General features: G+C 59.8%; 20 protein-coding genes. 10 read left to right on the top strand and 10 right to left on the bottom strand.

Annotation, left to right across the window (positions count from 1 at the left end; all coding sequences use genetic code 11):
- Positions 1 to 9 precede the first annotated feature (9 nt).
- From ACNFCJ_RS15145 to ACNFCJ_RS15115, 7 genes are all read right to left on the bottom strand, one after another.
- Positions 10 to 1,065, bottom strand: a complete 1,056-nt coding sequence (locus ACNFCJ_RS15145) for a TRAP transporter substrate-binding protein (protein WP_416772190.1) — start codon at positions 1,063 to 1,065, stop codon at positions 10 to 12.
- Positions 1,066 to 1,429: 364 nt separating this feature from the next.
- Positions 1,430 to 2,701 (bottom strand): OprD family porin, encoded by a 1,272-nt coding sequence (locus ACNFCJ_RS15140; protein WP_416772189.1) that lies wholly within the window; start codon positions 2,699 to 2,701, stop codon positions 1,430 to 1,432.
- A gap of 208 nt (positions 2,702 to 2,909) precedes the next feature.
- A complete protein-coding gene (locus ACNFCJ_RS15135) occupies positions 2,910 to 4,166 on the bottom strand; it encodes a gallate dioxygenase (RefSeq protein WP_416772187.1) in 1,257 nt (418 codons plus the stop codon).
- Positions 4,167 to 4,190: 24 nt separating this feature from the next.
- Entirely contained in the window at positions 4,191 to 5,531 is a 1,341-nt protein-coding gene (locus ACNFCJ_RS15130; protein WP_416772186.1) for an MFS transporter, read from the bottom strand.
- A 378-nt stretch (positions 5,532 to 5,909) separates the two neighbouring features.
- Positions 5,910 to 6,410, bottom strand: a complete 501-nt coding sequence (locus ACNFCJ_RS15125; RefSeq protein ID WP_416772184.1) for a GlcG/HbpS family heme-binding protein — start codon at positions 6,408 to 6,410, stop codon at positions 5,910 to 5,912.
- 13 nt (positions 6,411 to 6,423) lie between these two features.
- Positions 6,424 to 8,178, bottom strand: a complete 1,755-nt coding sequence (locus ACNFCJ_RS15120) for a tannase/feruloyl esterase family alpha/beta hydrolase (RefSeq protein WP_416772182.1) — start codon at positions 8,176 to 8,178, stop codon at positions 6,424 to 6,426.
- The gene (locus tag ACNFCJ_RS15115; RefSeq protein ID WP_416772180.1) at positions 8,178 to 8,948 is read right to left on the bottom strand and encodes a siderophore-interacting protein; all 771 of its coding nucleotides are present in this window, start codon (positions 8,946 to 8,948) and stop codon (positions 8,178 to 8,180) included. The genes ACNFCJ_RS15120 and ACNFCJ_RS15115 overlap by 1 nt, the downstream gene beginning before the upstream one ends.
- 71 nt (positions 8,949 to 9,019) lie before the next feature.
- Here ACNFCJ_RS15115 and ACNFCJ_RS15110 point away from each other — a divergent pair, with 71 nt between their 5' ends.
- A complete protein-coding gene (locus ACNFCJ_RS15110) occupies positions 9,020 to 9,478 on the top strand; it encodes a MarR family winged helix-turn-helix transcriptional regulator (protein WP_416772179.1) in 459 nt (152 codons plus the stop codon).
- On the opposite strand, the gene ACNFCJ_RS15105 is transcribed toward ACNFCJ_RS15110, so the two are convergent.
- Positions 9,467 to 10,345, bottom strand: coding sequence for a LysR family transcriptional regulator (locus tag ACNFCJ_RS15105; protein ID WP_416772177.1), 879 nt, complete (start codon positions 10,343 to 10,345; stop codon positions 9,467 to 9,469). The genes ACNFCJ_RS15110 and ACNFCJ_RS15105 overlap by 12 nt on opposite strands.
- Positions 10,346 to 10,441: 96 nt before the next feature.
- Here ACNFCJ_RS15105 and ACNFCJ_RS15100 point away from each other — a divergent pair, with 96 nt between their 5' ends.
- The 4 genes from ACNFCJ_RS15100 to ACNFCJ_RS15085 all read left to right on the top strand — a co-directional run bounded on the left by ACNFCJ_RS15100 (position 10,442) and on the right by ACNFCJ_RS15085 (position 14,063).
- The gene (locus ACNFCJ_RS15100) at positions 10,442 to 10,942 is read left to right on the top strand and encodes a lactoylglutathione lyase family protein (RefSeq protein ID WP_416772176.1); all 501 of its coding nucleotides are present in this window, start codon (positions 10,442 to 10,444) and stop codon (positions 10,940 to 10,942) included.
- A 48-nt stretch (positions 10,943 to 10,990) separates the two neighbouring features.
- Positions 10,991 to 11,974, top strand: coding sequence for a zinc-binding dehydrogenase (locus ACNFCJ_RS15095; protein ID WP_416772175.1), 984 nt, complete (start codon positions 10,991 to 10,993; stop codon positions 11,972 to 11,974).
- Between the two features lie 10 nt (positions 11,975 to 11,984).
- Complete coding sequence (locus tag ACNFCJ_RS15090; RefSeq protein WP_416772173.1) at positions 11,985 to 13,082, top strand: NADH:flavin oxidoreductase/NADH oxidase; 1,098 nt, start codon at positions 11,985 to 11,987, stop codon at positions 13,080 to 13,082.
- 78 nt (positions 13,083 to 13,160) lie between these two features.
- On the top strand, positions 13,161 to 14,063 hold the full coding sequence (locus ACNFCJ_RS15085; protein ID WP_416772172.1) for a LysR family transcriptional regulator: 903 nt from the start codon (positions 13,161 to 13,163) through the stop codon (positions 14,061 to 14,063).
- On the opposite strand, the gene ACNFCJ_RS15080 is transcribed toward ACNFCJ_RS15085, so the two are convergent.
- Positions 14,060 to 14,956, bottom strand: coding sequence for a TauD/TfdA dioxygenase family protein (locus ACNFCJ_RS15080; protein WP_416772170.1), 897 nt, complete (start codon positions 14,954 to 14,956; stop codon positions 14,060 to 14,062). The genes ACNFCJ_RS15085 and ACNFCJ_RS15080 overlap by 4 nt on opposite strands.
- A gap of 132 nt (positions 14,957 to 15,088) precedes the next feature.
- Between ACNFCJ_RS15080 and ACNFCJ_RS15075 the strand changes: the two genes are divergently transcribed.
- Positions 15,089 to 16,111: an AraC family transcriptional regulator gene (locus tag ACNFCJ_RS15075; protein ID WP_416772169.1), complete on the top strand. Its 1,023-nt coding sequence runs from the start codon at positions 15,089 to 15,091 to the stop codon at positions 16,109 to 16,111.
- A 5-nt stretch (positions 16,112 to 16,116) separates the two neighbouring features.
- On the opposite strand, the gene ACNFCJ_RS15070 is transcribed toward ACNFCJ_RS15075, so the two are convergent.
- The gene (locus ACNFCJ_RS15070; protein WP_416772167.1) at positions 16,117 to 16,845 is read right to left on the bottom strand and encodes a Crp/Fnr family transcriptional regulator; all 729 of its coding nucleotides are present in this window, start codon (positions 16,843 to 16,845) and stop codon (positions 16,117 to 16,119) included.
- A gap of 104 nt (positions 16,846 to 16,949) precedes the next feature.
- On the opposite strand from ACNFCJ_RS15070, the gene ACNFCJ_RS15065 reads away from it, so the two are divergent.
- From ACNFCJ_RS15065 to ACNFCJ_RS15050, 4 genes are all read left to right on the top strand, one after another.
- Positions 16,950 to 17,738 carry an SDR family oxidoreductase gene (locus ACNFCJ_RS15065; protein ID WP_416772166.1) on the top strand — a complete coding sequence of 263 codons (789 nt, stop codon included), beginning with the start codon at positions 16,950 to 16,952 and terminating at the stop codon, positions 17,736 to 17,738.
- 49 nt (positions 17,739 to 17,787) lie between these two features.
- Positions 17,788 to 19,395, top strand: coding sequence for a phytoene desaturase family protein (locus ACNFCJ_RS15060; RefSeq protein ID WP_416772164.1), 1,608 nt, complete (start codon positions 17,788 to 17,790; stop codon positions 19,393 to 19,395).
- A 35-nt stretch (positions 19,396 to 19,430) separates the two neighbouring features.
- Positions 19,431 to 19,742: an EthD family reductase gene (locus tag ACNFCJ_RS15055; protein WP_416772163.1), complete on the top strand. Its 312-nt coding sequence runs from the start codon at positions 19,431 to 19,433 to the stop codon at positions 19,740 to 19,742.
- Between the two features lie 16 nt (positions 19,743 to 19,758).
- A partial coding sequence (locus tag ACNFCJ_RS15050) for an AMP-binding protein (RefSeq protein ID WP_416772161.1) occupies positions 19,759 to 20,631 on the top strand: 873 nt, incomplete at its 3' end.

Below are 20,631 nucleotides of genomic sequence, written 5' to 3'. Positions count from 1 at the left end.
CCGGAACAATCACTGGGCTGGCTGGGTGCTGTACTGATTAATCAGCGCGCGGGCCTCTTCAAGCAGACCGGCGCCATCGGTATAACCCTTGCTCTCGACTTCTTCGATCCAGTCCTTGTACAGGCGCTGACCGACTTTTTCCCACTTGGCGGTTTCTTCTTTCGGCAGGACGTAGAACTGATTGCCCTGCGCCTGTGCAACCTGGTGCCCGATTTCCACCACCTTGGTGTCATACAGACGGCCAGCGGTACGCGACAACTCCAGACCGCTGTTCTCGTCGATGACCTTCTTCAGGTCATCAGGCAGCTTGGCGTAGCTGTCCGGGTTCATCGCCAGGATCATGGTGGTGTACATCAGCGTCGGCTCGCCCGGCGCGGTTTCGGTGTGGTACTTGACCAGCTCCTGCAACTTCAGCGGCGGCACTACGTCCCATGGCACGATAGCTCCGTCGACCACACCCTTGGACAGGGCTTCAGGAATCTGCGGTACCGGCATGGCCACCGGCGTAGCGCCCAGCAGGCTGATCAGCTTGGTGGCGGTGCGGTTGGAGGCGCGAATCTTCAGGCCGCGGAAGTCGGCCATGGTCTTGATCTGGCGCTTGTTGGTATGAATCTGTGCGCCGTCAGTGACCTGGGTGGCCAGCAGGTGCAGGCCAGCCAGCTCTTTCTCGCCGTGGCGCTGCATGAACACCCACATGGCCTGGCTGGTAGCTTCGGCAGAGCTACTCATGAAGGGCTGCTCGAATACCGAGATCAGCGGGAAGCGACCAGTGCTATAACCCGGCAGGGTCCAGACGATATCCGCAACACCGTCACGCACCTGGTCGATCAGTTGCGGCGGGGTGCCGCCTAGCTGCATCGATGGATAGAACTGGAACTGGATGCGGCCGTCGGAAGCTTCGGTGATCTTTTTCGCCCAAGGCTCGAGGAAGTCCTTCTGTGTGATCGACTGCAGCGGCATGTGGTGGTGAACCTTGAGAACCACCTCCGGCTCGGCCGCTGATGCGTTGAGGCCGAATAGGGTTAGCCCGAGGGCTGCCACTAGGGCATGGGTCAGTCTGGACATGCGAATTACCTGTTGTTGTTGGTTATTGGGGGCAAATGCGGGATTGGCGATGGTCAGTCTGAAGCTGACAACTTGCGGTGATCAGGACGGGGCAGGGCATGCGGTGTTCCTCTTCGGTGTCTGGCGATAGGCAATTCGCACAGATCCTGCTTGTTGTTTTGAGTGGGCCAGATGCTGGCACGGCGTGGCGCTTTACCGACAATGCGTAAAGCTTGGCTACCCATGCGTTTTACTTATGCTCGTTTAGGAAAAGTGTTCTTGCAGGCTAGCGAGCGGTATCTGGCGGTGATGAAAAAAAGCCCGTCGCGAGGACGGGCTGAAAGTGCCGTAACACATTGGAGTCGATCGTGAAGCGGTACAGCCTTTACAGCAGCGAAAGCGGGTAGTTGATGATCAGGCGGTTCTCGTGGAAGTCCTGCGCGGTGCCATCGCGACGGATATCCGAGTTGCGCCAGCGTACGCTGAGGTTCTTCAGGTTGCCTTCCTGAAAGGTATAGGCCAGTTCGGATTCACGAGCCCATTCTTCGGAATCTTCGAAGCCGCTTATGGTGGCGTTGGAGCCGCTGATGTAGCGGTTCATCAGGGTCAGGCCGGGGATGCCGACGCCGGCGAAGTTATAGTCGTGGCGCAGCTGCCAGGAGCGCTCCTCTGGGTTGTCGAAGCTGGTGGTGAATGCGTCATTGACCAGTGTGCCGCCGCTGGCGCCGTCGATGCGCAGGAACTTGGTGTCGCCACTGAGCTTCTGGTAGGCCACGGTGAAGGTGTTGTTGCCGGTCTTGGCCGCGAAGCTGCCCTGGTAGACCTTGTTGTCAAGCTCACCAGCCTTGGCTGCTCCATCTTCCTTGCCGTTGAAGTAGCCGAGGTTGGCGCTCAGAACCCAGTCGCCCACCGGCTGGCTGTGGGTCAACTGCAGGAAATTCTGCTTGTACACGTCCTGCAGCTCGGCATGCCAGGCGCCGAGCATGGTGCGGTTATCGTTGAAGCGGTATTCGCCGCCAGCGAAATCGAAGGCGCTGGATTTGAACACCGCCTTGGGACTGAGGCTGAACGACATGCGCTCCATGCTGGCGTCGTTGCGCTGGCTGTTGCCGTTGAAGCGGCCGCCGTAGAGGGTCAGGCCGTCGATCTCGCTGGAGGTGATCTGCCCACCCTTGAAGGTTTGCGGCAGCGAGCGGCCATCGTCGGCGCGCAGGATCGGCAGCACGGCGAACCATTCGCCGACCTTCAGTTCGGTCTTGGAAATCTTCGCCTTCGCGGCGACAGCGGTTCGACCGAACTGGTCGGCGGCCTCGCCGTCATCGTGAATCGGCATCAGCTGTGTGTTGTCGGCGCCGCGGTTACCGTCCAGCTTGATGCTGTAGAGACCGAGCACGTCAAGACCAAAGCCGACGGTGCCCTCGGTGAAGCCGGAGCGGGCATCAAGGATGAAGTTCTGGGTCCAGGCTTCGGCCTGCCCCTGAGCCTCGCCTTGGATTTTCGGGTCAGTGCCGTTGAGGTAGTTGCGGTTGAAGTAGTAATTGCGCAGGTTCAGCGAGACCTTGGCGTCGTCGACGAAGCCGTCAGCTTGGCTAGCTGCTGGTACTGCCGCCGCCATGGCGATTGCGCAGGTCAGGGGCGTCAATGCGATTTTTTTCATTGTTGTGTGCCTTTTTGTGGGTGAAGCGAACCGCCCCTTGCCTGCTTAGGCAAGAGCGAAAGTCTTTCCATGGTGGCTGGCTGGCGCACGAATGAGCGCGAGTAGAGCCCGCGGTATCAGCCGGAATCGAGTGGAGTTGGCATTAAAGGTGTCTCTTTATTGTTGTTTTAGGCGAAGCCCGCCGACAAGGCGGGCCGGGCAGACAGCATCAGTTTTTTGCGGCTACCGAGTAACGTACCTGCTGATTTCGCGTCTTCATGAAGTCTTCTACGCTCTGGCCGCGCATCGCAGCGTAGATATCCAGGTTGGAAATACCCAGAACGGCACCCAGTTTTTCCAGACCAAAGAAAATAGCGCCGTACTGCATCATTCCGCGCCAGTCGCGGCGGCGCAGCAGATCGCGTTCCTGCTCGGTGAGTTCGGCTTCTTCGAACAGCACTTCCGGCTCACTGAGAAACCGCGCGCGCCACTGCGGGTTGATCATGTCGCGCAGGAATTTGTTGAGGCGATAGCCCTTGGCGCTGCGTTCCAGGGTGAAGGGATAGGTACCTTCGAGCTTCTCGACGCCAGCCAGTTGATGCTGCATGTGCTGGCGATGTTCAGCCAGGGCATCCACCGGCACGTCACGATCACGGTTGCCCAGTAGTAGCGTGCAAATACCGGTCATCGACGGCAGGTAGTAGGCGTGATGCAGCTTGTCCACGTTGGCCGACAACGCACCGCGCATGATCAGCCAGGTGATCACCTCTGCGCCTTCCATACCGCCAAGGGTGGCGTACTCGGCTAGGGTTACATCGGTCAGACGTTGCGGATCGTTGATCAGCAGATCAATGAACTGTGCGTCCCATTCCGGGTTGTTGAATCCGCAACGTTCGCCGTGAACCTGGTGCGACTGCCCGCCCGTGGCGACGATAGCTACCTTGAGGTCTTCGGGATAGCTTTCGATGGCACGGCGCAGCGCTTGGCCCAGCTTGTAGCAACGCTTGGCGGTCGGGATGGGGAACTGCAGCACGCCTACTTGCAGAGGCACAATCTCCACCGGCCAGTTGTCGTCATGTGGCAGCAACGCCGACATGGGCGAGAAAAAACCGTGATCCAGCGGCTTTTCGCGAAAGAAACTCATATCGAATTCGTCCGCCATCAAGCTGGCGCCGATGTGCCTGGAAAGACCGGCATGTCCGCCAATTGCTGGCAAGTCGCGTGGGTTGCCACCTTCATCCGCCACCTCGTAGCGGTCATCGACACCGAGGCAGAACGCGCTGTAGTGGTCGAAGAAGAACGAGGTTATGTGGTCGTTGAAGATGTAGAACAACACGTCCGGTCGGTTTTCCTGCAGCCAGATGCGCACCGGCTCGAAACTTTGGAAAATCGGCGCCCAAGCCGCTTCGTCCTGTTTGTCGTGGTCGACGGCGAAACCAATGGTCGGCGTGTGGGAGACGGCGAGGCCGCCGATGATACGTGCCATGCAACGTTACCTGTATGCGAAGGATTAAGGAGTGTTCAGAGCAGGGGTAGCATGTCGGCGCGATACCAGGCCGTTGCCCAGTATGGCCAGCGCAGCTACGAAGGCCGGCAAGCCAAGTAATACGAACAGCGTGGGCAGGCCAAATCCGAGACTGAGCACCGCGCCGCCGATCAGTGAGCCCAGAATGGCGCCGAAGCGACCGATACCGAGCATCCAACTGACGCCGGTGGCACGCATTTCGGTTGGGTAGTAACCGGGAGCAAAGGCGTTGAGGCCCGTCTGCGCGCCGCTCATGCAGAAGCCTGCTGCGATCACGCCGAGAGCAAGCAGACTGGATTCGAGACTGAACGCGCCCAGCAGCAGGAGGAATGCGCCGCCCAATGCATAGCTGGTGGCAATGACCCGGTCAGGCGAGCGACGATCCATGATCCAACCGACGACGATGGCGCCAACCGTACCGCCGATCTGGAACAGTCCTGTGATACCAGCAGCCCGTTCGATGGACAAACCGCCGTCACGTAACAGTGTTGGCAGCCAACCCATAGTCAGATAAATCACCAGCAGGCCCATAAAGTAGGTCAGCCATAGCGACAGGGTGCCCAAGCGAAAGCGCTCGCTGAATAGGGCGCGCACAGGCGCTTTGCTCTGATCCGGACGTGCCTCGACCAGGAAGCGGCTGGCGGCATCGAACTGACCACCGAGCTTGTTCAGCAATTTGGCGATTTCTACCGTCGGAGCCTGGCGGGTAGCGAGGAATCGCGGCGATTCCGGCAGTAGCCAGAACAACACGGGTAGCAACAACAGCGGCAGGAGACCGCCGACCAGCAGCACAGAGTGCCAGCCATGGTGGGGGATCAGCCATGCTGCGAGGAAGCCACCACAGCCTGAGCCCAGGTTAAAACCGGTGAACATGATGGTGATCAGTAGCGCGCGCTTGCCCTCTGGCAGGTATTCGGAGAGGAGGGTGGTGGCATTGGGCAGCGCAGCGCCAAGTGCTATTCCGCCGAGCAGACGTAGCCCCGCGAGCTCGTAAGGGTTACTGGCAAAGGCGCACAGCAGGCTGAATAAACCAAAGCCCGCGACCGCCAGGATCAGCACCTTGCGCCGCCCAAGCCGATCCGAATAAGGCCCGGCGGCCAGTGCGCCGATGGCCAGGCCGACCATGCCAGCACTCATAACCGGTCCGAAAGCCGCGCGCGACAGTCCCCAGTCCTGTAGCACTGCCGGGGCGACAAAGCCCATGACTGCTACGTCGAAACCATCGAAAAGAACGATCAGAAAGCACAGAAAAAGAATCAGCCACTGATAACGACCGACCGGACGGTTATCGATCCAGGCTTTGATATCGACAGGCGAAGTGGACATTACGGCACCTTGATTATTCTTGTTGGAATAAAGCGCTGCCGATGCGTGGTCGGCAGCGCTATCACCGTCTGCTGCGGTGGTGGGCATTGACTCTACCGCCACAGGTACTGATATGCCGCTGGGAAATCCTTAAGCGGGTATCGCTTTTTTTTATTGCGGCTTTCTACCGGGTGCCCGGAATGCCTCTGAGGTATAGATTTCAACGATCAAGCGGATCATCTGGCCCTCGCTGCGGGGTGAAAGGAGAGGGGGCGCGCGTTACTCGCATCATGGAGGCAACGCTTAAGCGGCGAGGGCGATGTCCAGGCTTGTGTGGGAACATGGCGCAGCGTGGGCGGGCTGTGCCATGTTCAGCAGGGTTGAGGCTAGCAGGTGCCGTTACGGGGCAACGGCCTCGGACGCTTTGCTGGCGACCTGCGAGTCATTTGGCCCATGGGCGCCGCTGACGCCCACGGCGCCTACCACCAAGCCGTCAACCGCGATCGGAACACCGCCTTCCAGTGGCAGTATCTCTGGCGTAGACAGGAAGCTGGGGCGGCCGCCGTTGATGAAATCCTCAAAGCTTTTCGATGGTTGGCGCAGCAGGGCGGCGGTGCGTGCCTTGCCAATTGCTACGCTCGGGCTGATGCCGATGGCACCGTCCGCCTTGCGGAAGGCTACCAGCTCGCCAGACGAGTCAACCACCGCAGCACTGATCACCCACTGGTTGCGCTCGGCTTCGCTGAACGCAGCATCCAGCACCCTTTCCGCACCCGCCAGGGTGATGTCCGCGCGCGGTCGGGTAACCGGCGCGTCAGCGGCCTGAGCGCCCGATCCCATGAACAGGCCGGCTGCCAGCAGGGCCGAGTGGACAGGGAGCGATAAATTGAATGTGAACATAGGCGCCTCACTCTCAATGTCGCGGAGAAACATAGGGTTCGAAGAAGTCAGTACCTCGCCACTGCACCGGTTGCGTCACCACCAGCGGAGCACTGCTCCTGTAGTTTTCTGCCTTTTGCGGATCACCCTGGCCGTTGTACGCCGCGACGAGCGGGTAGGGGTAGACCGGGCGAGTGCGGCCAATGTTCAGGTTGCTGCCGGGGGTATCCTGCGGCCCGCCCATCGGCATCATCGGCGGACGTTCTCCAGAAGCTCCAAAGTGCGGCTTGCCCGCTGCGTCAGGTGTCCCGAGAGGTGCGCCAAAGCCGTTTGGGCGGTCTCTTGGTGGGGCCTGGCGAGTCACGATTGCATCGGGGACGGCCCCTTGTTCCACCCATGCCATCATGGGGGTTAGCAGATCCAATTCTGCAGGACCTTCACCACCGGAGCAGTGATATACGCCGGGCAGCAGGTAAAGACGGCTGAAGTCGTTGGTGCGCGTCTCTCCGAGTTGCGCTTTCATCGCCTCGTAATAGGCAATACTGTTGATCGGCGAAATATGCGGGTCGGACCATCCATGCCAGATGATCAGCTTGCCACCTGTGGCGGCAAATGCAGATACATCTGGGTTGGTAGCGTCGAACAGCGGGTGGCGAGCGCGTAGCAGATCAAAGGTTTTCGCCTCGAAGCGCAAATCGTCCAGGCTGAAATCCGGGCCAGGCGCCGGATCGAAAATCAGGTTGCGCAGAGCCTGTAACGCAATCATCTTGCTGAAGATCGGCTGATCACGGTCATGCGGTACGAACACCCCCGCCCACCCCAGTTCCGAACCCGGCTGCGGTCCACCAGCGGTCAGACGCTCGTTGGTGTTGGGATCTCTCGGTCCGTCATAGAGCTGTTTTGCTGCCTTAACTTCATCGGCGCTCAGGCACGTTTCGGCCTGCTGGCCGTCCTTGCATTGCAGCTCTTGCGGATCGAAGTGACAGGCACGGGGATCGCTCAGTAAGCCATCTTCAAGGCCGTCGAGGCCATCGCACTGTTTCAGTACGGCTTGGTGCAACAGCGGCAGGCGGCTGGCCACGAGAATCGCCTTGCCATCCTCGCCGGTGTTAGCCCGGGCTTGCCAGGCGTGATAGAAACCGTTCTGCACCTGGAAGTTGAGCGCGGCTGCCCCGGCGATAATGCCGTCGAAATCCTCCGGATAGCGCTGAGCCTCCACCAGTGCCTCGCGCCCTCCATCAGAGCAGCCTGTGAAGTAACGATAGGCCGGTGCTCGCCCATAGAACGCCTTGATCACTGCGACAGACGCCAGCGCCGTCAGGTGCACTGCACGATGGGCGAAGTCCGCACGTTTTTGCTGGTCATGGCCAAAGCTTCCATCCTGATCCTGGTGACCCATATCGGTACCGGCCATGGCGAACTCACCCGCATTCAGCGGTGCGCAGCCATCGGCCGCGCCGACCTGCAGCCCAATGCGTCCGCAGAGTCCGCCACAGCCAACCTGTAGATAGCGCTGTGTCCAGCCCTGCTCCGGAAGAATCAGATTAAATGTGATGCTCGGGCTGAGATGCCCCTCTACGACGCACTGCTTTTTGCCCTCTTGATTCGTGCTTATGGCTTGGGTCAACTTGCTGCCCGTGCCGGCGATACCTGTCAGATCGATTGCGGTCAGGGATTCACAACTGCGTACCGGCGTAATGGCGTCCAACTGTTCCGGGGTCGAGGCGCTGGCCGTGATACTGGCAAGACTGACGAGCAGGCAGGATAAAACCAAACTTACGTGGGTCATTATGTGTTTTCCGAATTTCTGGGGGCTCGGCTGTCTGAGTCAGTTAGTTCTTCATGAAAACCTTCTGCTCCATGACGCCAGTAAGCGGCGATGCGCATACCTTCTTTAGGATGTTTTTTCTCTTCTACTAACACTCTACGCACAGCTTTCATCAAGCTTGCCTCGCCTGCAGCCCAAGCGAAGCCTTCACCTGTAGGCAATAGCAGGTTGGAAAGGGTGGCCAGCAGCACTTCGTCGCTGTTGAACCACTGCACATCCAGATGCGCTGCTGTTTGAAACTCGTGAAGGTCTGACTCTGCTTCTGCAAGCAGCAGCGCCTGGACACGACTACCGGCCGGTAACTCCTCCAGTCGTCGTGAGATGGCAGGTAATGCGGTCGAATCGCCAATCATCAGCTGCCACTCATAGTCCATGGGGATAATCAAGGATCCGCGCGGACCTCCGATTATGGCTTCCTTGCCCAGAGTGGCCTGCTTGGCCCAGTTGCATGCGCCACCTGAGCCGTGCAGAGCGAACTCGATCGTCAGCTCACGTTTGACGGGATCAAAGTGGCGAGGTGTGTAGTCCCGACGCACCAGATTGCCGGCAGCATCTTCAAACATGAATTTGATGTGGTCATCGAATGACTCTGACTTGAAGTCAACGAGGTCGTCCCCGCTGAAGGTGATACTGACGAAGTGACTGCCGATCTGCTCGATGCGGCATACCTTCACTTCACGACGGCGTAGTTCGTGGCGTACGCGTTTGATGCGACTTACGGGTGCATTCATGACTAGCCCTCAGGGGTCATGGTTGATAATATCAACTATATTAAAAACACATAGTTGATAAAGTCAACAATATGACCGACCGATTAGCCGATGCCGTCTTTGAATCCATCCATAGTGTCATGCACCTCTATCGCGCCCAGCAGTATCGTGTGCTGCGCGATGGCCCTTATGACCTGACGCATATGGAAAACAAGGTGCTGGGTTTTTTCTCAGCCCACCCAGGCTCGACCTTGCGTGAGCTCGTCCAGCGCACCGGGCGCGACAAGGCCCAGTTAGCCCGTCTTATCAAGGCGTTGCGGGACAAGGCACTGCTGCACGGTGATGTGGACGGGGCTGACCGCCGCAGTATCCGACTGCACCTGACGGAGGCAGGGCAAGCCGTACATGAATCATTGAAACGCCAGGGCCAACATCTGAACGAGGTGGCGGTTGAGCGTCTATCTGATCAGGAGCAGCAAAAGCTGATAGAGCTTCTGCAACGGGTCAGATCGAGCCTTGGCGGGGAAGCTGATTCGGCGTCAGATGCTTGATTTGATTCGGTCTTGCAAAAAATCGAGCGCGCGGAGTGCACGCGCAGACAGCGGCCATTCGGCGCGGTGAATCAGCCATAGCATGTCAACCACCGGGGTGCCACACTCGAGCACGCGGATCTCGTGCTGGCGGGTGAAAGCCTTGCGTGCATAGCGCGGCAGCACGGTAAAGCCCAGCCCACGCGCGACTGGCTCGAGGATAAGACCAATCTGGTTGCTGAATCCATGCACTGGTAGGCTCTGGATACCAGGATTGCCAGGAAATTGCCGACTCAGCAGGCGACCGGCCATGGCCCTGCCGTCGGGGTGGTCGATAAGCCCCAGACGCTGCAGATCCTGCCACTGACTGACCTGTGCGCTGGCAGGTACAACCAGTTCCAGCGGTTCTTTACTAAAGAGGCTGCTCTGCAGACGCGGATCGTCAGGCTTGAGGCTGACGATGCCAAGTTCGTAACGGTTTTCCAGTACGCTGTTCAGTACTTCGCTGTCAGGCGCAAACCGATGACGGATCACCAGCCCAGGTGTGCTCTGCTGTAAATCCAGCAGCAGTGGGTAGATGGCCAGGCCAATGCTGCCAGGGCTGATCAAGCTCACATCGCCATGTGCCGCGTCGGCTCCGTCCAGCTTTAATTGCAGACGCTGCTCGGCCTGCAGCAGCTCCGCGCAATAATCGAGCAACGCCTTGCCGGCAGGAGTGATGTCTATCTTGCGTGGCCGGCGGATCAGCAACGGGCCGAGCTTTTCTTCCAGGTGACGGATGTGCTGGCTGACCGCTGCTTGGGTTAGATCCAAACGCTCTGCCGTGCGAGTGAAATTTCCCAGCTCCACGAGGTGAGCGAAAGTACGTAGCCACTGCGGATTTAGCATAACAATAACTTATCAATCCGATAATTTAGGCATGATTTTAATTATGCCTATGGCGCTTTAGCCTGTCTCCATTCTCACCACAATGGAGTCATCGCTATGTCAATGACCTATCCCCGCAGTTTTTCCCATATTGGTCTGTCGGTGACCGACCTGGATGCTGCCGTTAAGTTCTATACCGAGGTACTGGGCTGGTATCTGATCATGCCACCCACCACCATAAGCGAAGATGACTCTGCTATTGGTGTGATGTGCACCGATGTGTTCGGCGCCGGCTGGGGCTCGTTCCGTATCGCGCATCTGTCTACCGGAGATCGCATCGGTGTGGAGATTTTCCAGTTCCGCAACGCTGAGCGTCCCTCGTCCGAGTTCCAGTACTGGAAAGGCGGTGTCTTCCATTTCTGCGTGCAGGATCCGGATGTGGAAGGCCTGGCGGCAAAGATCGTGGCCGCCGGTGGCAAGCAACGCATGCCGATTCGCGAGTATTTCCCGGGCGAGAAACCTTACCGCATGGTTTACATGGAAGATCCGTTTGGCAACATCTTGGAGATCTACAGCCACAGCTATGAACTGACCTATTCAGCTGGCGCCTACCAGTAACGGATCGCGCAAAGCCACCAGCACGACTACGCGCCTCAGGAGCATCGTATGCACGCAACCGAGCATTACCTGGCCTGGACGTGGCAGGGCCACGCCGACCCCATGAGCCTGCGCCAGGAGCGCCTGTCCATTCCGCCCCTCAATGACAATGAGGTACTGGTGCGTAACGTCGCTATTGGCCTCAACCCGGTTGACTGGAAAGTCCTGGCCGGCGAGCTGGTCGACTGGGCGCCGGGCAAGGTGCCGGGTGTTGATGGCGCAGGGGTTGTGGAGGCGGTAGGGGCGGGTGTCGATCGCAACTGGATCGGCCAGCGGGTGGCTTACCACCAGAGCCTGGCACATGAGGGTAGTTTTGCGCAGTACACCGTGCTCAACCAACGCGTACTCATGTGCGTGCCGGATGAGCTGGATTTGGCGCTGGCAGCCGCGTTGCCCTGCCCGGGGCTGACCGCCTGGCAGGCGTTGAACAAGCTACCCGCGCTACCAGGCGCCTCGATTCTGATCGGGGGGGCCGGTGGTTCTGTTGGCGGCTATCTGGTGCAACTGGCGGTGGCGCGTCAACTCGAGGTCACCGTGCTGTGCAACCCGCGCCACTTCGATGCATTGCGACAATTGGGCGCCAGCCATTGCATCGCTGGCCCGTGGTCGGCTGATCGTGACTGGCAGCCGCATCAGCGCTATGCCGCGGTCATAGATTGCATCGGCAGTGAGCATGCCGAATTGCTGGTGCCTTCGCTTAGATCCAACGGCCATATCGTCTGCATCCAGGGCCGCCTGCCTCAGTGGCCAAATCCGGCGTTCGGCCGTGCGCTGTCGCTGCATGAGGTGGCGTTGGGGGCACTGCATGCGCATGGCGACGATCAGGACTGGGCACGGCTCGTCCATGCTGGTGAGGCGATGCTGCAGTCACTGGCCGAAGGACGCCTCAAGGCCCAGCCTCTGCGCCGGGCTAATTTTTTAGAGCTTCCCGCACAACTGGAAGCACTGCGCCAACGTGATTTCTCGGGCAAGCCCGTGATTCTTATCGACTAGAGGTTTTGCAATGTCGGCCCTTTTTTCTCCCTTTACGCTCAAAGACGTCACTTTACGTAACCGAATCGCTATTCCCCCAATGTGCCAGTACAGCGCTGTCGACGGCCTAACCAACGAATGGCATTGGGATCATTACGCCGCCTTGGCGCGTGGTGGCGCAAGCCTGGTGATCGTCGAGGCCACTGCGGTGTCACCGGAAGGGCGAATCACACCTGCCTGCACGGGGCTGTGGAGCGACCAGCAAACCGAGGGCATGGCGCGTATCGCGGCGTCGATCAAGCGCTACGGTGCAGTGCCGGGTATTCAGATCGCCCACGCCGGCCGCAAGGCAAGCGCCAATCGACCCTGGGACGGAGATGACCACATCGCTGACACAGATCCACGTGGCTGGCAGACCCTAGCGCCGTCCGCACTTGCTTTTGGTCATCATTTGCCCAAAGTTCCCAAGGCCATGACACTCGATGACATCGAGCGGGTAAAAGGGGATTTTGTGGCCGCAGCGGTGCGGGCTCGCGATGCTGGTTTCCAGTGGCTTGAATTGCATTTCGCCCATGGCTACCTGGCGCAGAGTTTCTTCTCTGCCCATAGCAATCAGCGAAACGATCAGTACGGTGGGGATTTCTCCGGACGTGCCCGGTTCCTTTTGGAAACTCTGGCGGCGGTTCGTCAGGTGTGGCCGGAGAATCTGCCGCTTACCGCCCGTTTCGGAGTGATCGAATACGACGGTCGCGACGAGCAGACGTTGGCCGAGTCTATCGATCTGGTGCGGCTAATGCGTCAGGGCGGACTGGATTTACTGAATGTCAGCGTAAACTTCACCATCGCCGAAACGTCTATTCCATGGGGGCCGGCTTTTCTCGCCCCGATTGCCGAGCGCGTTCGTCGCGAAGCAGAGCTACCCGTGGCATCCTCGTGGGGGATTGACACCCCACAACTGGGTGAGGCGGTCATAGCCGGTGAGCAGATGGATCTGGTGATGGTCGGCAGGCGTTTGCTGGGCAACCCACATTGGCCGCTGCAAGCGGCGCAGGCGCTAGAGATCGAGCGACCGACTTGGGTGCTACCCGCGCCCTATGCCCACTGGCTGGAGCGTTACCAGCCAAACTGAACGGCAACGCCCTGACGGTAGCAGGGCGTTTCGGTATTTGCCTAGTTAACGCCGTACGCCCATTGAAAGGCACTGCCTATGAACCTTCGCACCCTTGATCTGAACCTGCTCAAAGCATTCGACGCGCTGATAGACGAACGCAGCGTCACCCGAGCTGCCGAGCGGTTATCGCTGACCCAGCCAGCCGTGAGTGGGATTCTCAACCGCCTGCGCGACAGCTTTGGCGACCCCTTGTTCGTGAGGGTTCAGCGCGGCATCGCGCCGACACCGCGCGCGCTCGAACTGGCCGCTCCGATCAAGCAGGTGTTGGCTGAAATTCAGCAGATTCTCACGCCGCAGGTGTTCGACCCCGCCAGTGCCGATTTCACCCTCAGTGTCGCCGCGACTGATTACGCCCTGCGTGCCGTAGTCGTGCCTTTCGTCACCGCATTGCGACCGCTTGCCCCGGGTATTCGCGTCGCGGTATTGCAACTGGAAGAGTCGTCTGTTGCGGAAAGGATGGAGCGTGGCCAGCTTGATCTGGCCCTGCTGACCCCACAGAGCACTGCGCCAGAGCTGCACAGCCGTAACCTGTTCGAGGAACATTACGCCTGCATCCTGCGCGAAGACCATCCACATGCTACCGCAGATATGGATCTGGATACGTTCTGCTCACTGGAACATGCCATCGTTTCGCTGCGTGGCGGTGGCTTCCATGGGGCGACCGATCAAGCCCTGGCCAAGCTGGGGCGCAGCCGGCAAGTTAAAGTATCGGTACCCAGCTTTGTCATGCTGCTCGACATCATTCGCACCAGTGATCTGATGGCGCTGGTGCCTAGCCGGCTGCTAGAGGGCACCGCGGGCCTGGTACGACTGGTGCCGCCGCTTGAGGTGAAGGGCTTTACCAAGACTCTGGTCTGGCACCCCAGGACACATGAAGACCCGGGGCACCGTTGGGTGCGCGAGTTACTGGCCAAGAGCTGCGCAGGAATCCCCTTCTAACGTGATGGTTTTTCCCCCCTCACGGTCGTGCGGAACATTTCTCGGCGCATGCCATGATAGTCAGAGACAGGCATGTGCCATGTGCTCCGATTGTCCCAGATGGCCAGAGTGCCCGGTCGCCATTTCATGCGGCAAGTGAAGGCTGGCGACACCGCCAGGTTGAACAGATAGTTGAGCAGTGGCTGTGCTTCAGCGTCTCGGAGCCCCTCAATGCCACAGGTATAAGCGGGATTGATGAAAAGCACCTTCTTGCCGGTTTCTGGATGGCGGATGACCAGCGGGTGCGTGCGGATCTCATCGGAGGTGTCCTGGCCATAGCGAATTTGCATATTTTCCAACAGCGCATTGTGGTTGGCGTTTGTGCCATAGGCGCGTTCGGGGCTATGTCTGGCATCCAGCCTTTCCAGCAAAGCCTGCATACCAGGAGACAGCCACTCATAGGCTAGCGCAAGGTTGGCGAAGCAGGTGTCGCCGCCATAAGGCGGTATATCATGGCCATACAGAAGGGTGAAAGCCGGCGGGCGTTCCTGGAACGTCCAGTCGGTGTGCCAGGCACCGCCGAAAACAAAAGGTGCTTTTTCAGTCGCTTCCTTGACGACATGTACGACATGCGGGTGTTCCTGCATGCAGGTGACGTAGGGCTCAAGGCCGAACTCGCCAAATTGTTCGGTTACGTTTTCCAGGTCGCTGACGCTCAGCACTTGTCCACGTATGAACAGTACCTTGTGCCGCAGCAGGGCTTGGCGCAGTTCGGTATAGCCTTCAGCGCCCAGGGTTCGCAGATCAACCCCTTCAACATCGGCACCCAAGGCGCCAGTCGCAGGCAGCGCATGGAAATGCTCGTAACGGGTTAGTGGATTGCTGTCAGGCAACGTGTAGATGAACTCGCTCATTTTGTTGTTATCTCAGCGGTTGAGGTGTTGGCAGCATGGGGCGAGGGTATTGCTGGTTCCATGATAATTACTGCCACTTCATGATAGTTTCTGCCATCCTCGTCAGGTGTATGCAGCGCGGGAATCAGGGTGATGGATTGGCGACAGAAGCGCCCCCTTACGGGGGTTCGTTATCTTCTCAACACAGCTCAGGCCGCGGGCGTGGAGATGGCCAGTTGCTTGAAAGGCTGTGCTGTTGCACCTGCTGATCTGCAGTCCGCTACTGCGCAGATAGAGGCCTGGCAGGAGCTTGCCGTCATTCGCAATTTGCTCGAACACAGCAATCGTCCCGGACTGGGCTTCATGACAGGAGACAGCTACCACCTGACCTCTCTCGGGATGCTCGGTTTTACCATGCTAGCGAGCCGTACCCTGGAAGAGGCGTTCGGCTCGTTCAGTCGATTTCAGACGATGGCGGTGGCGCTTTGCCCCGTGCGTTTCGAACCTGAGCGGCGCGGCACATGGCTGATATTCGACACAAGTGTCTTGCCCAGAGATGCCTGCACCTTTGTCGTCGAACGGGGTATTTCAGCCTGTTTGAACATTGGCTCGGAACTGCTGAAACGGCCATTGATCCCCCTGGCCGTGGAGATGACTTCGCATGAGCCTGGCGATATGGCCGTTAGGCAGTCGGTTTTCCCTCACCCATTGACGCTTTCCGCTGAGCGTAACGGCGTTCTGCTTTCCGCCAGGGATCTGTCGAGTCCGCTGCCGCAGGCGCATATCGATGCGCAGCTCGCAGGTGAGCATCTGTGTGAGGTGCAATGCAGGGAAATATCGAACCGATTGGCCAAGACCCCCACCGCCCGCCAGGTGCAACGCGTGATCATCGCGCAATCGGAACGACTGCTTTCGTGCCGTGTGGTGGCTGAACGTATCGGCATCTCTGAGCGCACTTTGCACCGTCGCCTTGCGCTCGAAGGGCATTCGTTCCAGTTGCTCAACGAGCACGTCAAAAAGCAGCTCGCCAAGCGCCTGCTGGCTGATTCGCGAATGGATTTGAACAGCATCGCCCAACGCCTTGGATATGCCGAGGCTGCCAGTTTCTCCCGTGCCTTCAGTCGCTGGACCGGCTGTTCACCCAGTCTCTGGCAGCGGCAGAGTGCGCAGGAGTGATTGTCTCAGGAACGCCCTGATGAGTCGCCAACATCCAAGTGATTGGCATGGTTGAGCAGGCTCTGCAGATCATGCACCTCGATTGACTTGTAGCCCTGACCGACTAGCCCCAGGCCCTCCAGCTTGGCCAGCGCGGCGTTGATGCTCTGGCGCGTGCTGCCCATCATTTGCGCCAGGTGCTCCTGAGACACGACGAGCTGCAGCGAGGGATTCTGCGTGCGGGAGCCAAATCCTTGCGCCATCAGCCACAGCCGTCTGGCCAGCCGGTGATGTAACGCCCCCGGTTCGCCAATCACCTGATAGGCCACCCGCAGCTTGTTGATGCTGAGCCGCGCGATATCACGCCAGTACTTGGGATGCTCGTCCAGCCAATGACTGAAGGATTGGATCGGCACACAGAGGATCTGTGTGTCCATGTCAGCGATCGCGTCTCGAATGTACGGCCCGCCGTCGATCAGGGCGATATCGCCGAACCAGTGGTAAGGCTGCAGATACACCAGCAGGGAAGGGGTGCCGTCATGAAGAGCGTTGGTCAGTTGTACGGCACCGTCGATCACGCAGAACAGGGCATAGCGGGCGCTCTCGCCTTCGCGGTAAAGCGCCTCTCCTGCGGCGTAGTTGTGGAGCTTGGCATCACGAACCAAAGCCTGCTTCAGTTCGCTCGCGCAGGACGAAAACCACTCATCCTTCTCCAGTACGGTCAGCAGGTTATGGGGGTCAGTCAGTGTGCCCATGGCGAGAAATCAAAAATCAAATTTTTGACAGACTGCCATCTTCGCAGCTCCTAGCCTAGTCCTCGCCAATAACAGTAAGCGACTTACAGGCGGGAGTAATACCTATGCTGGATAAGAGCGAATTCATCGGTAAAGCGGTGTTCGTCGCCGGTGGAACAAGCGGCATCAATCTGGGGATCGCCCAGGCCTTTGCCACTGCGGGCGCACGCGTGGCTGTCTTCAGTCGCTCGCCCGAGCGGGGCGATGGCGCAGTTGCCAGCCTGCGGACACTGGGCGCTGAAGTGCTCGGCTTCGTCGGTGATGTGCGTGATATGGCCAGCGTTCAGGAGGCGATGGCGGCTACAGCAGAGGCCTGGGGCGGTATCGATGTGCTGTGTTCGGGCGCTGCCGGTAACTTCGTGGCCCCGGCCGCCATGATGTCCCCCAACGGTTTCAAGAGCGTGATGGATATCGATCTGCTCGGCAGTTTCCATGTCTTGCGCGCGGCTTATCCCTTCCTGACCAAGCCAGGCGCTTCCATCATCAACATCTCCGCGCCGCAGGCATCCATCGCCACGCCATTGCAGGCGCACGTGTGCGCGGCCAAGGCCGGGGTCGACATGCTCACCCGTGTACTCGCCATGGAGTGGGGGCCAGAGGGCATCCGCGTCAACTCGATCGTCCCCGGACCCATCGACGGCACGGAAGGTATGGCGCGCCTGACACCAACACGCGAATCGCGCGAGGCGGTGATTCGCAACCTGCCGCTGCGGCGCTACGGCGATCTCACCTCGGTGGCCAAGGTCGCCGTCATGCTCAGTTCTTCGATATGCGATTACGTGACAGGCGTGGTGTTGCCTGTCGACGGTGGTGCATCGCTGGCAGGCCCCGGTTTGTTCGGCTCCCCTGCATAAGTGAGCCGATCGCTCAGCCGCTTCTCCACCCCCAGCCAGGAAAACAACAATGAACAGTGCTGCTGACTCAAGCTATAAGCGCGCGCTCGCGCGCGGTGATCTGCAAACCCAATTCGATGCCATCGTCATCGGCTCCGGTGCCGGCGGGCTGACCGCCGCCGCACTGCTGGTGCTGGATGGCAAGAAGGTATTGGTTCTCGAACGTCACGCCGTCATCGGCGGTTGTCTGCAGGTGTTCAAGCGCCCAGGCTTCGAGTGGGACGTAGGCCTGCATTACATCGGAGAAGTTCATCGCCCCGGTACCTTGCTGAGCCTGTTCAACAAGGTCACGCGCAATGAGCTGAAGTGGCACAAGATGCCGGAGATCTATAACAAGATCGCCGTGGGGGACGAACTGTACGAGTACTGCTCCGGCAGCGCCGCGTTCAAGGAGCGGATGAAGCAGTACTTCCCCGAAGAAGCCGACGCCATCGACCGTTACATTGAACTCGTCAACGAAGCCAGCCGGCCGGCAGGTGAATTCCTCGCCGTGCGGGCCATGCCGGGCGCCTTCGCGGATCAGGCCTTCGAGCAGGTTGCACCGCGTTTCATGCCGCTGGCGGAGAAAACCACCCTGGAGGTGTTGCGTTCAATCACCAGCAACGAGACGCTGATCGCCGTGCTGTGCGGCCATTTCGGCGACTACGCCAGCCTGCCCAGCGTGGCATCGTTCTCGGTGCACGCAGCGGTCATCCGCCACTACCTCGATGGTGCCAGTTATCCCATCGGCGGCGCCCAGGTCATCGCTGACCAGATCACCGAGACCATTCGCAGTGCCGGCGGCATGGTGCTAGCCGGTGCCGATGTGGTCGAAGTGATCGAGCGCGGTGGCAAGGTGGCCGGCGTGCGTATGGCCGGTGGCGAGGTACACGAGGCGCGGCAGGTCATCAGCGGTATCGGCATCCGGCAGACGCTGAGCATGCTGCCGAGCGACAACGCCGAGCTCGCCCAGATCAATGACAAGGCGCAGTCGATGCCCAGCACCCTGCCGGCGGTGGTGCTCAACGTCGGCCTGGATGCCAGCAACGCGGATCTGGATATCGGTCCGGCCAATATCTGGATTCACCAGAGCGCCAGGCAGACCGAAGACTGGCACCACTACATTGAGGATTCGGCCAACCGACCGATGCCGCTGCACTTCATCTCGCAGCCGTCGGCCAAGGACCCGACCTGGCCTCAGCGCTATCCGGGGCGTAGCACCATGGACATCTGCAGCTTCACCGACTGGAACCTGTGGCAGCCGTTCACCGGTACCCAATGGAAGCACCGCGGTGACGAATACGAGGCGTTGAAAGCGCGTCTGACTGAAGAAATGCTGGAGCAGGTCTATCGTTTCTATCCCAAGGCACGGGGGCATGTGGCGCATACCGAGCTGGCCACTCCGGTCAGCTTCAATGATTTCCTTGGCCGTGTGCGCGGGGATTTCATGTCCTTCGCACCGACGCCGGAGCGTTACAAGCAGCGCTGGACCCGTGCCTTCAGCCCGGTCAAGGGGCTGTTCTTCACCGGCCAGGATGTCGCTATGGGCGGCGTCAGCGGCGCCATGGTCGGTGGGCTGCTGGCGGCATCGGCCGCGCTGGGCCGAGACCTGTTCCGCGAACTGCGCACCCTCGCTTGATCCAACGAATTGACCCACCTTATCAGGAGCACACCATGATCCGCGTAACCGTTTCCTACCCTCCACACGAAGGCTACAGCTTCGACCACGCGTACTACCAGAACACCCACGCCCAACTGATCCGTGACCGTCTGGCCGAACGCGGTCTGCTGAAGCTGGAGATCGATCAGGCCCTGGCCGATCCGAGCGGCAAGCTGGCGGCCAGCGTCGCGGCCGCGCACATGTTCTTTAGCGACGTCGACAGCTTCAAGGCGGCCATGGGCGCCGAGGGTAAGGTGTTGGGAGCAGACCGCACCAACTACACCGACATCATCCCGGTCGTCGTCATCAGCCAAGTCATTCAGTGATGCGGGAGGCCAGGCCGTGAACGGATTGATGCAGCACAAGCCACTGCTTATCTCATCGCTGCTGGAATACGCAGAGCGTTACAGCGCTGGCGTTGAGGTGGTGTCGCGGCGTGTCGAGGGCGATATTCATCGCTACACCTGGGCGGATGTCGCACAGCGTTCCCGGCAACTGGCCATGGTGCTCGACAACTGGGCGCTGGCGGTGGGCAGCCGGGTGGCGAGTATCGCCTGGAATGGCTACCGCCACCTGGAGCTGTACTACGGGGTCAGTGGTTCGCAGCGCGTGCTGCATACCATCAACCCGCGCCTACATGCCTCGCAGGTGGCCTGGATGCTCGAGCACGCCGAAGACGAGGTGGTGTTTTTCGACGCCAGCTTCAGCGACCTGGTGCGTACCCTGCAGCCGCTGGTGCCGCAAGTGCGCTTCTGGGTGCTGCTGGGCGAGCAGGGGGCCGTCGACCGGCTCGAGGACATGCCCGGCGTGCTCAGCTACGAGACACTGCTGGCTGCGTTCAGTGGCCAGTACAGCTGGCCGCAGTTCGATGAGCAGGCTGCTTCGAGCCTGTGTTACACCAGCGGTACCACCGGCAATCCCAAGGGCGCGCTGTATTCCCACCGATCGACCCTGCTGCACAGCCTGAGCCTGAACACACCCAGTGCGCTGGGTATCGGCCCGCAGGATGTGGTGATGCCGGTGGTGCCTATGTTTCACGTCAACGGCTGGGGGACGCCTTACTGCACGGCGATGGCCGGCTGCAAACTGGTTCTGCCCGGGCCAGCGCTGGACGGGCGCTCTGTGTACCAGCTGATCGAGCAGGAGCAGGTCACCATTGCGCTCGGTGTGCCGACGGTCTGGCAAATGCTGCTGGAGCATGTCGATGCCTGCAAC

The sequence above is a fragment of the Pseudomonas sp. NY15364 genome, assembly GCF_048068235.1.
Lineage (GTDB): Bacteria > Pseudomonadota > Gammaproteobacteria > Pseudomonadales > Pseudomonadaceae > Aquipseudomonas > Aquipseudomonas mendocina_D.
Note: the sequence above shows the minus strand (reverse complement) of the source record. Positions and strands in the feature narration are given on the sequence as shown.

Excerpts from the sequence above, each read along its gene's own strand:
- ACNFCJ_RS15125 (WP_416772184.1), bottom strand. The coding sequence starts at position 6,410 with ATGTTCACATTCAATTTATCGCTCCCTGTCCACTCGGCCCTGCTGGCA.
- ACNFCJ_RS15060 (WP_416772164.1), top strand. The coding sequence starts at position 17,788 with ATGAACAGTGCTGCTGACTCAAGCTATAAGCGCGCGCTCGCGCGCGGT.
- ACNFCJ_RS15070 (WP_416772167.1), bottom strand. The coding sequence starts at position 16,845 with ATGGGCACACTGACTGACCCCCATAACCTGCTGACCGTACTGGAGAAG.
- ACNFCJ_RS15110 (WP_416772179.1), top strand. The coding sequence starts at position 9,020 with ATGACCGACCGATTAGCCGATGCCGTCTTTGAATCCATCCATAGTGTC.
- ACNFCJ_RS15055 (WP_416772163.1), top strand. The coding sequence starts at position 19,431 with ATGATCCGCGTAACCGTTTCCTACCCTCCACACGAAGGCTACAGCTTC.
- ACNFCJ_RS15085 (WP_416772172.1), top strand. The coding sequence starts at position 13,161 with ATGAACCTTCGCACCCTTGATCTGAACCTGCTCAAAGCATTCGACGCG.
- ACNFCJ_RS15115 (WP_416772180.1), bottom strand. The coding sequence starts at position 8,948 with ATGAATGCACCCGTAAGTCGCATCAAACGCGTACGCCACGAACTACGC.
- ACNFCJ_RS15090 (WP_416772173.1), top strand. The coding sequence starts at position 11,985 with ATGTCGGCCCTTTTTTCTCCCTTTACGCTCAAAGACGTCACTTTACGT.
- ACNFCJ_RS15095 (WP_416772175.1), top strand. The coding sequence starts at position 10,991 with ATGCACGCAACCGAGCATTACCTGGCCTGGACGTGGCAGGGCCACGCC.
- ACNFCJ_RS15100 (WP_416772176.1), top strand. The coding sequence starts at position 10,442 with ATGTCAATGACCTATCCCCGCAGTTTTTCCCATATTGGTCTGTCGGTG.
- ACNFCJ_RS15135 (WP_416772187.1), bottom strand. The coding sequence starts at position 4,166 with ATGGCACGTATCATCGGCGGCCTCGCCGTCTCCCACACGCCGACCATT.
- ACNFCJ_RS15140 (WP_416772189.1), bottom strand. The coding sequence starts at position 2,701 with ATGAAAAAAATCGCATTGACGCCCCTGACCTGCGCAATCGCCATGGCG.
- ACNFCJ_RS15075 (WP_416772169.1), top strand. The coding sequence starts at position 15,089 with ATGGATTGGCGACAGAAGCGCCCCCTTACGGGGGTTCGTTATCTTCTC.
- ACNFCJ_RS15130 (WP_416772186.1), bottom strand. The coding sequence starts at position 5,531 with ATGTCCACTTCGCCTGTCGATATCAAAGCCTGGATCGATAACCGTCCG.
- ACNFCJ_RS15120 (WP_416772182.1), bottom strand. The coding sequence starts at position 8,178 with ATGACCCACGTAAGTTTGGTTTTATCCTGCCTGCTCGTCAGTCTTGCC.
- ACNFCJ_RS15145 (WP_416772190.1), bottom strand. The coding sequence starts at position 1,065 with ATGTCCAGACTGACCCATGCCCTAGTGGCAGCCCTCGGGCTAACCCTA.
- ACNFCJ_RS15080 (WP_416772170.1), bottom strand. The coding sequence starts at position 14,956 with ATGAGCGAGTTCATCTACACGTTGCCTGACAGCAATCCACTAACCCGT.
- ACNFCJ_RS15105 (WP_416772177.1), bottom strand. The coding sequence starts at position 10,345 with ATGCTAAATCCGCAGTGGCTACGTACTTTCGCTCACCTCGTGGAGCTG.
- ACNFCJ_RS15065 (WP_416772166.1), top strand. The coding sequence starts at position 16,950 with ATGCTGGATAAGAGCGAATTCATCGGTAAAGCGGTGTTCGTCGCCGGT.